This is a genomic window from Shewanella algicola, from assembly GCF_014648035.1.
Lineage (GTDB): Bacteria > Pseudomonadota > Gammaproteobacteria > Enterobacterales > Shewanellaceae > Shewanella > Shewanella algicola.
In genome coordinates this window covers 90,247-103,055 of record NZ_BMQI01000012.1, presented here as the reverse complement: position 1 = coordinate 103,055, position 12,809 = coordinate 90,247, and the positions used below count along the sequence as shown (strand labels likewise).

Sequence of the window (12,809 nt, the reverse complement as noted above, 5' to 3'; positions counted from 1 at the left end):
CTGTCACCTGTAGAGTTTGAAAATTCTCAATTAAAAGTGTCCAGTTTGGCTTGACCAGTACAACAGTCTCGTCTTTGGGTTTGGCTACTTCTACATGATGCGCCAAATGAAACAGGGGCCTCAGCTAGATGATGCTCACAACACTGGTTCCCATGAAATTTCGACAATTTCTGGTCGACTTTAAATTTACGGCATGACTTGAGGTAATTTTTATGGAATTAGATCTTTCGGTTGTTTGGTTTGGTATCATCATCTTTGCTACCTTGATGTACATTTTCATGGATGGTTTTGATTTAGGCATAGGAATTATAATGCCTTTTGTTAAAAGCAGTTCACAAAAAGATGTCATGGTTAATAGTGTTGCCCCGGTTTGGGATGGTAATGAAACGTGGATAGTACTTGGTGGTGCTGCGCTATTTGGCGCCTTCCCTCTGGCTTACTCGATAATTCTTGAAGCGTTAACCATTCCAATTACACTGATGTTAGTGGCACTAATTTTTCGGGGTGTTGCCTTTGAGTTTCGCTTTAAAGCACTACCTAGTCACCTTAAATTCTGGGATCGTGCATTCATGGCAGGCTCAATTATTACCACCTATTGTCAAGGTGTTGTCGTTGGTGCTGTGGTTCAGGGATTTACTGTTGAAGGTCGTATATATACAGGTGGCCAGTTAGATTGGATCGCTCCATTCCCATTATTTTGTGGCTTTGGTCTGTTGGCAGCATATGCATTACTTGGTAGCACTTGGTTGCTAACGAAAACTGAAGGTGATCTGCAACAGACCATATTTACTTTAGTGCCTAAAATTCTCAGCTTACTTATTGTGGCTATAATTGTCGTGAGTGCATGGACACCACTGACTAGCGTATCCATTGCCGAACGTTGGTTTACGCTACCCAATTTATTCCTATTAGCTCCGGTGCCCTTACTGACGGCTGTTTTGTGCTGGAAAACATTTGATTCAGTCAAAAAGCAAAAAGAAACATCCCCGTTTTTAATGGCATTAATGATTGTTTTTCTTGGTTTTGCAGGTCTTGGGATTAGCCTATGGCCTAACATCATTCCTCCTAACATCTCAATATGGCAAGCTGCAGCCCCCAAAGAAAGCCTCAGTTTCATGCTTTATGGTGCGTTGATCATTATTCCTATGATCCTTGCATATACATTTTGGAGTTATTACGTCTTCGCCGGAAAAGTAAAAGAAGGCGAGGCTTACCACTAATTAACCATTAGGGAGGTTAAAATGAAACTTAATGGCACACTCCAGAAATGGTTATGGCTTATAAGTATCTGGGTTATAAGTGTACTTTCGTTAGGTATAGTATCTATGGGATTTAAATTATTGATGACTGCGGCTGGATTTAAATCTTAAGTAATCCATAACAAAATCAGAATAATAGAAACTTTAATTAGAGAGACTGTAACTAATTTTGTGTAACTGCTTATCAAAACGTACTCTATTGAGAGTTTAAGATAGGCAGACACTTATCAACAAAAAAGATATTGAAACTTTTGCTAAAGAAGCAGCTAAAAGCATTAAAACACCAGAAGACTTAAATCAATTTAGTCAGATGCTCAAAAAGATAACGGTCGAGGCCGCTCTTAATGCCGAAATGGATGAACATCTGGGTTATGAGAAACACCACAAATCCACTTCTGTTAATAGCCATAACGGTAAAACCAGCAAGCGCATTCAAACCGAAGATGGCCAATTTGAGCTTGATACGCCGCGAGACAGTAAAGGCAGTTTGAACCTCAGTTAGTTAAAAAGCACCAGTTTAGATTTACCTCTATGGACGAGAAAATATTGTGGCTCTACGCTCAAGGTATGAGCACTCGTGATATCGTTCAAGTCTTTGATGAGTGGTATGGCGCAGAGATATCACCCACGTTAGTTTCTCGTGTCACCAAAGCCGCTCTCGAGCAGGTTATTGAGTGGCAAAGCCGGCCTTTAGATGCCATTTATCCAATTGTTTACCTTGATTGTATCGTCATAAAAATCCGTCAGGATAAGCGCGTTATCAACAAATCTGGGTATCAACCTAGAAGGCCATAAAGAGTTAATGGGGCTGTGGATAGCAGAAAATGAAGGGGCTAAATTTTGGTTAGGTGTCCTCACTGAACTGCAACAACGAGACGTTGAGGATATTCTCATCGCTTGCGTAGATGGATTAAAAGGTTTCCCTGACGCGATAAATACCTTTACCCAGATACTCATGTCCAACTCTGTATCGTGGAAAGACTACAAGGCCGTAACTGCGGACCTTAAAAGCATCTATCAATTAGCAACGGAGGAGGAAGCGTTACTCGAATTAGACCGTTTCAACGATACCTGGGGTGAGCAATACCTCCAAATCAGCAAGTCATGGCATAATCATTGGCTTAACTTAAATACGTTTTTTTAACTACCCTCAAGATATTCGTAAGGCTATCTACACAACCAATGCCATTGAGTCATTAAACAGTGTGATTAGACGAGCGTTGAAAAAACGTAAGGTATTCCCTAATGATGACTCAGCCAAGAAAATGGTTTACCTTGCTATAAAAGAAGCCAGTAAAAAATGGACTATGCCCATTCGAAACTGGCGTACTGCGATGAGTCGATTTATTATTGAGTTCGAAGACAGAATTGTGAAGCATATTAACTAAATTGCAGTTACACAGAATCTGTTACACCTTCTTATTAGAAGTAAACTAAGCGTCTAGCGAAGCACGCCTAGAATTAGCATGGCCATTCCAATTTGTTCAAAAGCAGGGTGGCATACTTTATTCACCCAGTACTTCAAACTCATCACTAGCCAGGCGGGCGTGTCCGTCAGCCTCTACAACCCAAAGTTCGCGGTGCACAACACCAAAGGCTTTATTCATCGTCCATTTTGACGTTAGAACATAACTATTATCACTTTCTGCTTCCCATTTTACTTGTGTGTAATCCACATCTTTAAAACCTTGATCAATAATGCCTTGCCAGAAAGCTTCAATGGCTTTACGGCCTTCAAATACACCAAATGGAATAGCCGTCATGATGCAATCTTCTTGATACTGGGCAGCACAGCCTTTGGCATCTTGGTTATTGAATGCAATTTGCCAAGCTAAAATACCTTTTTTACAGGCGGCTAAAGTCGTGTTGTCTGTCGTTGTAAAATTTGTCATGAGAAGATCCTTACTAAGTTGTTTGTGTCGTGATTGAAATGGATAATAGCCATATAATTAAATTAGAAAAACAGCTATATTTATAAACACTGTTTAATAAAATAGAACAATAGTTATGATTCGATTACGGCAGATGTCGGTGTTTGCGCATATTGTAGAGGCGGGTTCAATTACCGCGGCGGCAGAGGTTTTGGCGGTCTCTAAATCAGTGGTGAGCCAGCACCTGAAGTCGTTAGAAACTGACCTTGGCATTGTGTTACTCAAGCGGACAACCCGTAAGCAAGCCCTAACAGATGCAGGACAACAGTTTTATCAACACTGTAAAATGCTTAATCAAATAGCGGATGATGCATGGTTAGATACGGAACAAACTAAAGTGATCCCGCAAGGACGAGTGCGCATCACAGCGCCTAACGCCTTAATGGAAACCCTAGTGACTTCAGCTATTGGAAAGTTGCTCTTGCAATACCCTTTATTAAAGCCTGAACTTATTAGTCATGATCAGCATTTAGACTTAATGTCAGAAGACATTGATTTAGCGATACGGGTAGGGCGATCTCAAGACAGTAATTTAAAACAAAAACGTATTGGTGAGTTTAGGGATGTGCTGGTAGGCACAAAAGCACTCGTTGAACAACATGAGTGGCAGGCATTGCCTTATGTGGCAAATACTTGGCAAAACAAAGCCATTACACATGAGTTTGTAACAGATACAAACGAGCGATGGCATTACCATACTCAGGCACATTGTATTGCTAACTCATTTCATACTTGCTTGGCATTAATTCAATTTGGCAGTGGCGTCGGGATAGTACCGGACTTTTATCTTGATAAGCTTGAGGGTGATTTAGTGGAGGTGTTTAAAGGGAAAACATTGTTGATGAATACCATTTATGGTCTACATTCGTTTGGGAATCGAATGCCATTAAATGTGAAAGTGTGCTTTGATGCAATCACTAAAGAATTGACTACCGCAATGACACCTCGGTAGTGGGCAAAGTAAATTAATACCAAACAGAGGTTTCAACCGGATTACCGTGTCACCTATTGCTAAATTTTACCGTTTCCCTCTTTGGGTCCGAGCAGGGTGAAACCTTGCGATCTATTCTTGTTTCTAGAATAGGTGCATATGAAGCGCCACGACGTTTGTTGCCGCAGGCTATAAGCATAAAGAACACCGAGAGAGCTAATATTCTAATTGACTTAAGCCGTTGCCGACTTACTCTGCCAATATGCTAATTCGGTTTGGTTAATCTACCTGCATCCAATCGACTTTAACGCCGGCTTGTTTAAACATATCTTCGCTGACTTTAATCTTCTCACCCCAGCGCGACAGGAAATCGTCGTTGGGTTGCGGACTATGTACAGCGCGCAATCCAGTTTGGATAATCTTGGCAGCGCAGTTAGGGCAGGGGAAGTGAGTCACCCAAATTTCACAACTACTGAGATCGCGTTTGGCATGCAATATGGCGTTTTCTTCAGCATGAAGTGTTTTGAGCAGTTTCATTTCGCGGTTATCAGTTTCGGCGCTGTCAGATATTCCGTGAGGATAACCATTAAAGCCTAAGGATACGATGCGATTGTTCTCGGTAATTACTGCGCCAACTTGGGTGGAGGGATCTTTACTCCAAGATGCTACGAGTTCGGCCATTTGTAAAAAACGTATCGCCCATTTTGTCATCATGTTAATGCCGTTCCTATGCGTTATTTATCAATTAACGATTACTTCAACTAGGCGCTATTCTCTATCCAGAACAGTGATAAATCAACCTTCAATCTGATGCGTATTACTTTTATTCATCTGTTGGCCATTCATGTTCAGCTAGCGTTTTATTTTCAATGAGTTGTACTCTCAACTCACTGATTTTTTGTTTTAGCTCATCGCGGATCAAACGGATGGCAGGTGTGATCATCTGCCGGCTTGGTAATACTAACCATAATTCAGTCACTGGGATTTGGTAGCCAGGCATTACTCTTTGCAGTCGGCCGGCCAGCATGTCTTGCGCGACATCAATCGCTGATTTTTTTGCGATCCCAACACCGTCAACACACCAGCGGCGCACCAGATCGCCATCGTTACATGCCCGATTACTGGTCATCTTAATTTTATGCTCTTCGTTGCCATGAAGTAGCAACCAGCTGTCATGGGTCACTTTATACAACTTATAAAGTAACGCATTGTGTTTCATCAGTTCGCTTGGATTAGTTGGTGTGCCGTGTTTGGCGAGGTACTGAGGCGAAGCGCATAAAAAATGGGGGATGTTACAGATTTTAAAGCCATAAAAATTTGACTCGTCAGCCACGCCTGCAATCATTGCTCGCAGCGCTACATCAACACCATCACGATAGAAATCAACTTGGGTATCGCTAACATGCAGGCGTAAGCTCACATCTGGATGTTGTGCTAACACATCATTCAGTAATTCGCGCATGAGGTTGCGGCCCATTTCAGACGACATCGCCATGCGCACTTCGCCATTGATAGATTGGCGTTCGTCGTTAATAACGAGTTGGCCTTGTTGCAATAAATCCAGTGCTTGCTGACATAACGGAAGGTATCGCTCGCCCTCAGAAGACAAGCGTAATTGCCGAGTGGTGCGCACAAATAACTGCGCCCCGACTTCTTTTTCAATACGCTTTAACGCAATGCTCGCAGCAGAAGAGCTGATATCGAGTTGATTTGCAGCAGCGGTGATAGATTTAAGTTCTGCGATTTTGAGCAGAACCCGTAAATCAGCAATCTTCATGCATTTTCCTATTGTTTGTTATCCCAGAACCAGCTTAACGATCATCCGTTTTGCGACTCAATTTTAATATTAAACACTATCTTATTATCCACGTTTTCGCGAAAGTATATTAAAGATTACCCCATTTATCGAATAAATATGATTGATTAATATGTACACCATCACACCGATGTGGATACGTACTAACCTTGATATATCGATATATAAAAGGCTCTAGAAACGAATTTTGTTTATTGCATCGATGAAAGCAAGACCACTTTTTCTTTGAAGATGACGGAATTAACTCATGAATAGATTAACAATGACCGCTATTGCAGGCCTTTTAGGTGCAATGACTTTACCCGTGATGGCAAATGACCACACAGTTATTTCTACTGACAACATTGATTGGGGCATGCTTAACCCTGCACGCGGTGACGCCAGCCCGAAAGCGGCAGATCTTTGGGGTGACCGAACTAAAGATGTCGCGACCGGAATGCTTGTGAAATTCCAAAAAGGCTTTTCATCACCGCCTCATATTCATAACATCACTTACCGCGGTATCGTGATTGAAGGCTTAATGCATAACGATGACCCAAGCGCCGATAATATGTGGATGCCAAGCGGTTCATTTTGGATTCAGCCAGCGGGTGAAAACCATATCACTTCTGCCAATGCGCAAGACAACCTTATTTACCTCGAAATCGACAGCGGCCCGTATTTGGTTAAACCTGCAGACCAGGCGTTTGATAATGGCGAACGTCCAATTAACATTTCTGAAAACAACTTGTTTTGGTTAAATGTAGATGATGCAACCTGGTTAAAATCTGGCAACGCTCAAATCAGTTACCTTTGGGGTAAACCAGACGCCACCAATGGCAGTTTTGTTAAACTCCCCGCAGGTTTTAAAGGCAGTATTGAAAGCCAAAACCCACTTAAAGCAGTGGTAGTAAAAGGCAGTGCAACCTATCAATGGGACAATCAAAAAACGCTAACAGCATTAACCCCAAGCAGCTTTTTTAGCTCTGATGCACAAGGCAAACATGTAATTAATGCCAAATCTGAAGTTGTGTTGTATGTAAAGTCGACAGGGCAGTTTAGCGTAAAATAGCTTTTTATCAATGGCCTAATCATCACGAATACAGAGATGATTAGGTTTTTTATTATCGCGCGATAGTGGTTTTGGTTGGGGTAGCTCTACTCGTGTGTTGTACTTATGGCCTGCAGTAACTGATGTGTCTCAAGCATATCGCCATTGTGAATTTTTACTAAAGTTCATGTAGTCAGTCCTAATTGAATCCCTAAACTTTTATAATGATGTCAATTACTTTTTCCGTTTTACATCAAAGCCATAATGGCCGCTTTTCCCAATTTTGTGGGAGTCCCATTTTTAACGTATCGATGCCATGTCTTGCAATTAAGTTTTTTAGCCGTACTTTCAATTGATTATTGGGAGCAATTACATTCATTAAATACAGGGTCATCGTTAAGGTGTTATAGAGTTTTCTTAAGTTTGGATCTTGATCTGGTAGATTCGATATACTCGCTAACAACTTAGCAGGCCCCTTGGTTGGCAACGTCATTTTTTTGGTGATTTTACGGTTCCACAATCTGGCATGATGGGCTGCAATATTGCGAACAAGTGATAAGTGTTCACAAAATGATGTCGTGACTTGTTCATTTAGCCCCCAGTTGACACTGATAGCCTGACGATCAGCGCGTTTTGCAATATTTGAATACCACTTTGATAGTTGCCCCATTGTCATCAGCTCGACCACTGCCCAAATTGGAGGCGATACTTCTTGGTATTTGGCTGTCAGATGACGGATAAAATCTTCATTACTTTTGGTTACTTCACTTTGTAAGTTCTTGAGCCCCGCTTGATATCTGGTTTTATTTTTGAATATTGTTTGATCAAGATGTGGGTGTGCAGTGTTATAACCATGGCTTAAGTGATATGCCATTTTTGTTCGCAAAGATACTTCAATGCGCTCTATTGCATCGAGTAATAGTAAGCGTAGCTCTCTATCAAAAATATAGAGATTTAGCACATCGTCAAATGTTGTACCTAGAGCAACTTGGTGAGTCGCATGGTTTATTTCGAAGGGCAAGCAGTAAGCTGCTAAACGATAGTAATTGAGCTGAGATAGATAAAATTCAGCTTTGACTGGATCGGGAATAATTATTCCGTGGGAAAGAAGTATCTGAACTTGTTCTGCAAAAGTCGTGGGGTGCTTGGTAAATGGTATTTTAGCTTGGGATGTCATTTTCTCGACTCCCAGAAATGAGTAACCCCTCGCAGGGCGCTGATCTTACGGGTAGCGGGAGGGGTGTTGTTACCGTCCATTATAGTGAGTCGTGTAATAGTTGCAAAGCATTTCGCACACAAATGTAAATGACGAGAATAAGCGTTTGGCAAGTCATCATCCCTAATCATCATTAGCCCTCTTTCTGTAGCAGATAGCTTTCGAGTAAGCCTCAAAGAGGAAGCGGAGGAAGCTCCTGATGAGCTAAAATCGTCTTTGTCTTTAGTTGTTTCTATTGGAGCAACTGTAATTGGGGCAATAGCTTTACTTCATGCAAGAAAAGATGGTGGTAATAACTATCAAGTCTTCAAAGCGGAAGTATTACTACCATTAGTTTTTAGTGAAGGTATGCCTGATCGTGAAGTTGTAGAGAAGCTAGAAAAAGAAGCACTATTTAAGTTAGAGCGTAAGACTTGTTGAACTTAATCGTGCCACCCATTGTTAATTTTTTGAACTTAATCGTGCCACCCATTGTTAGTTTTTGACTGAGTTTTGTAGTTTTTGCCGATTAAGATAATGCCGAAAAGCTGAATCATGATGATTTGCGAGACGACCTTCTGCCCCATGGACGGGGCGGCCGAGCTACAGGGACTTTTATTTCAAAAGAAGTGTGCGTGTCGGTGAGTGAATGTCATGGTTCGCCAGTAAAGTTAACTTATACGGTTCTACTTTGATGTTGCCGTAGAGCAAACACCTGGATCCCCGATAAAAGCATTCGAGGATGACTGCGTAGAGCTGGATTCCTCCCGGTAACGTCTTTGAACCGGGATCTTAGCATTGCCGGAATGATGGAGTCTGAGTAATGCTACATCAGGGAACGACGGTAAACTTAAGCGTACCATCGCGGAATTTGTGAATCCTTTCACATCAGACAGCCTTTGTATTTACTCTTCTTGGCTCAAAATAAAATTGCTAATCGCTTTTGAAATCATGTCTTTTTTCATTGTGGTGCGAGACACTCGTTGGTCAAACCAAAAGCTCATGGGTTGGTCGAAGCCGATGCCGTGCATATAGTTGTAAAGTGCTTTACGTAATCCTTCGCCGAGCATGTCGTGATCGGTACCGGTTGGGTCGGTGAAATCAACATCATTTTCAGCGAACATAATCTCAGGGCGATCGCCAAGTGTGATGCCAAATTGTTCAGGGTTTAAGCCAACAGGACTGTGAATTGTAGCAACAAAACGGTGCCAGTAGGCCGATTGGAAACAACCTTGTTGCATCAACTGGCGCACCATTTCTAGTGCATCAACGGTTTCTTGCTCGGTTTGAGTCGGGAAGCCATACATCAAATATGCGTGTACCAAAATGCCCGCGTCGCTAAATGCTTTGGTAACTTGGGCGACGCGCTCAACACTGACGCCTTTTTTCATCAGCTTTAATAATCTGTCTGACGCAACTTCAAGGCCGCCGCTGACTGCGATACAGCCTGAGTCTGCCAATAGCTGGCAACGTGCGGGGCTAAAGGTGCGCTCAAAACGAATATTGCCCCACCAACTGATCACCACGTTACGTTCAATCAATCGTTTGGCGAATGCGAATAAGGTTTTTGGCGGTAACGCTTCATCGACAAAATGAAAACCAGTTTGGCCTGTTTCGGCGATGAGCGCCTCGATGCGGTCGACCAGAACATCTGCGCCTGCGGTATCGTAGCGGTCGATATAATCTAAACTGACATCGCAAAAGCTGCACTTACGCCAGTAGCACCCATGGGCGATGGTTAATTTATTCCAGCGGCCGTCACTCCAAATGCGATGCATTGGATTAAGCATTTCGCATAAGGACAGGTATTCGGTTAATGGCAGGCCATCGTAAATTGGTGCGCCGACCTCAGATTGGGGAATGTCATGTAGCTCAGTATTTTGATTAAGATGAACGTAAGGTTCACCGTTTTCATCTTCTGCCAGAAAGTAAGTACGCACAAGCTCATCGACTTCGCGCTTGCCTTCAAAATATTCAAGTAAAGTAATCAGTGGGCGTTCACCGTCGTCGAGACAAATAAAGTCGACAAATTCGAATATGCGCGGGTCTTTTAATGCCCTAAGCTCGGTATTAACAAAGCCGCCACCCATAACGATAGGCAGCTCAGGGTTAATGGCTTTACAGGTTTGCGCAATACGCAAGGCGCCAAGCATATTGCCTGGAAACGGCACAGTTAATGCCACTACGCTAGGCTGGGTTTCCTCTAAATATTGCTCAACGAGCTGTTCTAAAATGTCTGAGCTGAAGCTCGGTTCGCCCACTAAGGTGTCGTATAGATTGTCAAAGGTGGGGTTGGCTGCGGCTAAGCGCTCGCCATAACGGCTGACTTCAAAGTACGGGTCAACCCCTTGGGTGATCACGTTCGACAGATCGTTAATAAATAAGGTGGCGAGGTATTTAGCTTTATCTTGCACGCCAAGGTTACCAAAGGCAGCTTGCAGTACGTCGCCCGACACGGCTTCCATTTGCGCGATGGCTTCAAAGGCTGGGCCTTCGGGCAAAAAACGACGGGTGTTAATGCGCATGGCTAGGCTGGGATCTTTGCCTTGTAAAAAGCGAATAGCTGGCTCAACGGTGAGATGATAACGGTCAAATTCAGCTAAAAAATCAAACACCGCATCGGGCAGCTCATCGTCTTCAAAGTGCTCGAAGTTTTCTTCTACATGTTGACGGATCACCTCCAGCGCAGGCGCGGTCATCATTTCAAGAAACAACTCAATGGCAGGATCTCGCTGTACCGCTTCATAGCCTCGTGAACGTAAAAAACCGGTTAAATACGCCGTTGCTGGATACGGCGTATTAAGTTGGGTCATTGGAGGGGTCATCAGAAGAACGGTCATAGCCTGCCTTTATCGTAAAGCCAATAGAAATAAGGCTGCATTCTACCAGTAAAAATGGCTCAAATCCTTTTAATTAAGGCTTTCATCTTGAATGGTCAGTAGTGCTACAGACTCGGCAAATTAGTGACTTTTGCTCAAGATATTGCGCAGTTAATGGCGAAGACCAAAATAATGAGCAATATATTGCTCTCTTTATATTTTTAAGAGCTGGTTGCTTAAGTTCAGGCTATTTAAGAATAGGGGTTAAATAAGCGCTACCTAATTGTTTCATTTGCCGCTCAACCCATACGACGCGTTGGCTAAGATATGGCGTTAAATGGTTTGGGTTACGATTACGCGGGCTTGGCAATAATACCGCCAGTTTTGCCGCTTCTTTGCTGCTAAGGTATTTGGCGGGTTTATTAAAATAATGCTGGCTAGCGGCTTCTACGCCATAAATACCTTTACCAAATTCAGCCACGTTTACGTACACTTCTAAAATACGTTTTTTACCCCAAATGATCTCAAGCCCTACCGCAAGCATGGCTTCTAATCCTTTACGGACAAAGCTTTGTCCTGGCCACAATAAGAGATTTTTTGCGGTTTGTTGAGTAATCGTACTGGCACCACGCAGGCCCTGACCATCATCGTATTGCTGTAGGGCTTTACTGATAGCGCTAAAGTCGACGCCAAAGTGCTCAGGGAAAAGCTGATCTTCTGAGGCCACCATGGCAAGTGGAATGTGCGCTGGTAGTTCATCAATACTGACCCAATGTTGCGACACAGGATAGTCGCTTTGCAGCATAAATGACGTTGTCGGCGGCGTGACAAACCTGAGCAACAGTAACAGTAGTGTCAATAACGCTAAAAAACGCCACGTTACGTACCAGGTCCATCCGAAAAAACCGCGCTTACGATTTGCCATTCATTGCCTCATGTTAGATATCACATCGTGTTCAACGCGAAAGAGTATAGAATACCGTTGATTAAAGCGAAATGCCCGCACAAGTCTGGACCCTACCCCCCCCTAGCATCACTTAAACCTTAGCCAACACGGCTTTAATGTCAGCCAAACTGGTTTGCCATTGTTGATAATCAAGCTTTATGGGATAAGCATGGTTGTTAGCGACGAGCACCAAAGAGGGAAACCCCTGGATGGGTAATTGGCGAGCAAAATGAATCTCTTTTTGCAGTTGTTGTTCAGTTTGCTCACTTAATAATTGCAGCTTAAATTGCTCGGCATTAATGGCTAATGACCCTGCTAATGTCGATAATACCTCAACATCTGACGGATTCTGGGCGTGCAGATAATAAGCATGTTGTATGGCATTCACCATGGCTTGCTCTTGACCGTACTGGCGCGCGACCAGAGTTGCACGGCAAGCGGGGTAGGTTGAGCGTCGTGGCTTACTGTTGCGCCAAAAATCGTGATTAAATTCAGTAGATAGTTTTTCGTTGATATTACGCCAAGTTTGCTCAAGCATTTGCTGCATCGACTCAGGCATTGGTTCAGCTGAGTCAGGTGCTAGGCCGCCAACTAGGTAAGTAACATCAAGTTGCTCAGCAAACTCTCGTTGCAGTTGTTGTTGCAGCATGTCCCATGTAGGGCGATAACCCCAGCACCAGCTACACATAGGATCGTGAACATAATACAGTGTTGCTTTAGCCATGGTGACCTCAGTCATTTTAATTGTCATATAACTTCATTAATTCATTAACATCTAATCAATAGACTAAGCCATCTCAACCATCTATGCCATGCAAATAAGTGGCTAGATTTAAGTGATGCAACACATCGTCAGTAACGTTAGATTAACGAGTACAGTAA

12 protein-coding genes and 1 pseudogene are annotated in these 12,809 nt (G+C 42.9%); 6 read left to right on the top strand and 7 right to left on the bottom strand.

Going from position 1 to position 12,809, the window contains the following annotated elements; all coding sequences use genetic code 11:
- Positions 1-212 precede the first annotated feature (212 nt).
- The 3 genes and pseudogenes from cydB to IEY42_RS07250 all read left to right on the top strand — a co-directional run bounded on the left by cydB (position 213) and on the right by IEY42_RS07250 (position 2,647).
- A complete protein-coding gene (gene cydB, locus IEY42_RS07260; protein WP_188924631.1) occupies positions 213-1,220 on the top strand; it encodes a cytochrome d ubiquinol oxidase subunit II in 1,008 nt (335 codons plus the stop codon).
- A 21-nt stretch (positions 1,221-1,241) separates the two neighbouring features.
- On the top strand, positions 1,242-1,370 hold the full coding sequence (locus IEY42_RS07255; protein ID WP_188924630.1) for a DUF2474 domain-containing protein: 129 nt from the start codon (positions 1,242-1,244) through the stop codon (positions 1,368-1,370).
- Positions 1,371-1,485: 115 nt separating this feature from the next.
- Positions 1,486-2,647: pseudogene (locus tag IEY42_RS07250) on the top strand (IS256 family transposase).
- Between the two features lie 117 nt (positions 2,648-2,764).
- Here IEY42_RS07250 and IEY42_RS07245 read toward each other — a convergent pair.
- Complete coding sequence (locus tag IEY42_RS07245) at positions 2,765-3,151, bottom strand: nuclear transport factor 2 family protein (protein ID WP_188924629.1); 387 nt, start codon at positions 3,149-3,151, stop codon at positions 2,765-2,767.
- Positions 3,152-3,266: 115 nt separating this feature from the next.
- Between IEY42_RS07245 and IEY42_RS07240 the strand changes: the two genes are divergently transcribed.
- Positions 3,267-4,142, top strand: a complete 876-nt coding sequence (locus tag IEY42_RS07240; RefSeq protein ID WP_188924628.1) for a LysR family transcriptional regulator — start codon at positions 3,267-3,269, stop codon at positions 4,140-4,142.
- Positions 4,143-4,400: 258 nt separating this feature from the next.
- Here IEY42_RS07240 and IEY42_RS07235 read toward each other — a convergent pair whose 3' ends face one another.
- Both IEY42_RS07235 and IEY42_RS07230 read right to left on the bottom strand, forming a co-directional pair.
- On the bottom strand, positions 4,401-4,835 hold the full coding sequence (locus IEY42_RS07235; protein WP_188924627.1) for a dCMP deaminase family protein: 435 nt from the start codon (positions 4,833-4,835) through the stop codon (positions 4,401-4,403).
- Positions 4,836-4,944: 109 nt separating this feature from the next.
- On the bottom strand, positions 4,945-5,898 hold the full coding sequence (locus IEY42_RS07230) for a LysR family transcriptional regulator (protein ID WP_188924626.1): 954 nt from the start codon (positions 5,896-5,898) through the stop codon (positions 4,945-4,947).
- Between the two features lie 331 nt (positions 5,899-6,229).
- On the opposite strand from IEY42_RS07230, the gene IEY42_RS07225 reads away from it, so the two are divergent.
- Positions 6,230-6,988: a DUF4437 domain-containing protein gene (locus IEY42_RS07225; protein WP_188924640.1), complete on the top strand. Its 759-nt coding sequence runs from the start codon at positions 6,230-6,232 to the stop codon at positions 6,986-6,988.
- 232 nt (positions 6,989-7,220) lie between these two features.
- On the opposite strand, the gene IEY42_RS07220 is transcribed toward IEY42_RS07225, so the two are convergent.
- Positions 7,221-8,144, bottom strand: coding sequence for an Abi family protein (locus IEY42_RS07220; RefSeq protein ID WP_229779958.1), 924 nt, complete (start codon positions 8,142-8,144; stop codon positions 7,221-7,223).
- Positions 8,145-8,399: 255 nt separating this feature from the next.
- On the opposite strand from IEY42_RS07220, the gene IEY42_RS07215 reads away from it, so the two are divergent.
- Positions 8,400-8,603, top strand: coding sequence for a hypothetical protein (locus tag IEY42_RS07215; protein ID WP_188924625.1), 204 nt, complete (start codon positions 8,400-8,402; stop codon positions 8,601-8,603).
- Between the two features lie 464 nt (positions 8,604-9,067).
- On the opposite strand, the gene IEY42_RS07210 is transcribed toward IEY42_RS07215, so the two are convergent.
- From IEY42_RS07210 to IEY42_RS07200, 3 genes are all read right to left on the bottom strand, one after another.
- Positions 9,068-11,002: a B12-binding domain-containing radical SAM protein gene (locus tag IEY42_RS07210; protein WP_188924624.1), complete on the bottom strand. Its 1,935-nt coding sequence runs from the start codon at positions 11,000-11,002 to the stop codon at positions 9,068-9,070.
- 226 nt (positions 11,003-11,228) lie between these two features.
- On the bottom strand, positions 11,229-11,906 hold the full coding sequence (gene mtgA, locus IEY42_RS07205; RefSeq protein WP_188924623.1) for a monofunctional biosynthetic peptidoglycan transglycosylase: 678 nt from the start codon (positions 11,904-11,906) through the stop codon (positions 11,229-11,231).
- 112 nt (positions 11,907-12,018) lie between these two features.
- The gene (locus IEY42_RS07200) at positions 12,019-12,678 is read right to left on the bottom strand and encodes a DsbA family protein (protein ID WP_308424983.1); all 660 of its coding nucleotides are present in this window, start codon (positions 12,676-12,678) and stop codon (positions 12,019-12,021) included.
- Between the last annotated feature and the right edge of the window lie 131 nt (positions 12,679-12,809).

Coding starts and splice junctions, on each gene's coding strand:
- IEY42_RS07220 (WP_229779958.1), bottom strand. CDS start 8,144: ATGACATCCCAAGCTAAAATACCATTTACCAAGCACCCCACGACTTTT.
- IEY42_RS07245 (WP_188924629.1), bottom strand. CDS start 3,151: ATGACAAATTTTACAACGACAGACAACACGACTTTAGCCGCCTGTAAA.
- IEY42_RS07240 (WP_188924628.1), top strand. CDS start 3,267: ATGATTCGATTACGGCAGATGTCGGTGTTTGCGCATATTGTAGAGGCG.
- IEY42_RS07225 (WP_188924640.1), top strand. CDS start 6,230: ATGACTTTACCCGTGATGGCAAATGACCACACAGTTATTTCTACTGAC.
- IEY42_RS07230 (WP_188924626.1), bottom strand. CDS start 5,898: ATGAAGATTGCTGATTTACGGGTTCTGCTCAAAATCGCAGAACTTAAA.
- mtgA (WP_188924623.1), bottom strand. CDS start 11,906: ATGGCAAATCGTAAGCGCGGTTTTTTCGGATGGACCTGGTACGTAACG.
- IEY42_RS07255 (WP_188924630.1), top strand. CDS start 1,242: ATGAAACTTAATGGCACACTCCAGAAATGGTTATGGCTTATAAGTATC.
- cydB (WP_188924631.1), top strand. CDS start 213: ATGGAATTAGATCTTTCGGTTGTTTGGTTTGGTATCATCATCTTTGCT.
- IEY42_RS07235 (WP_188924627.1), bottom strand. CDS start 4,835: ATGATGACAAAATGGGCGATACGTTTTTTACAAATGGCCGAACTCGTA.
- IEY42_RS07200 (WP_308424983.1), bottom strand. CDS start 12,678: ATGACAATTAAAATGACTGAGGTCACCATGGCTAAAGCAACACTGTAT.
- IEY42_RS07210 (WP_188924624.1), bottom strand. CDS start 11,002: ATGACCGTTCTTCTGATGACCCCTCCAATGACCCAACTTAATACGCCG.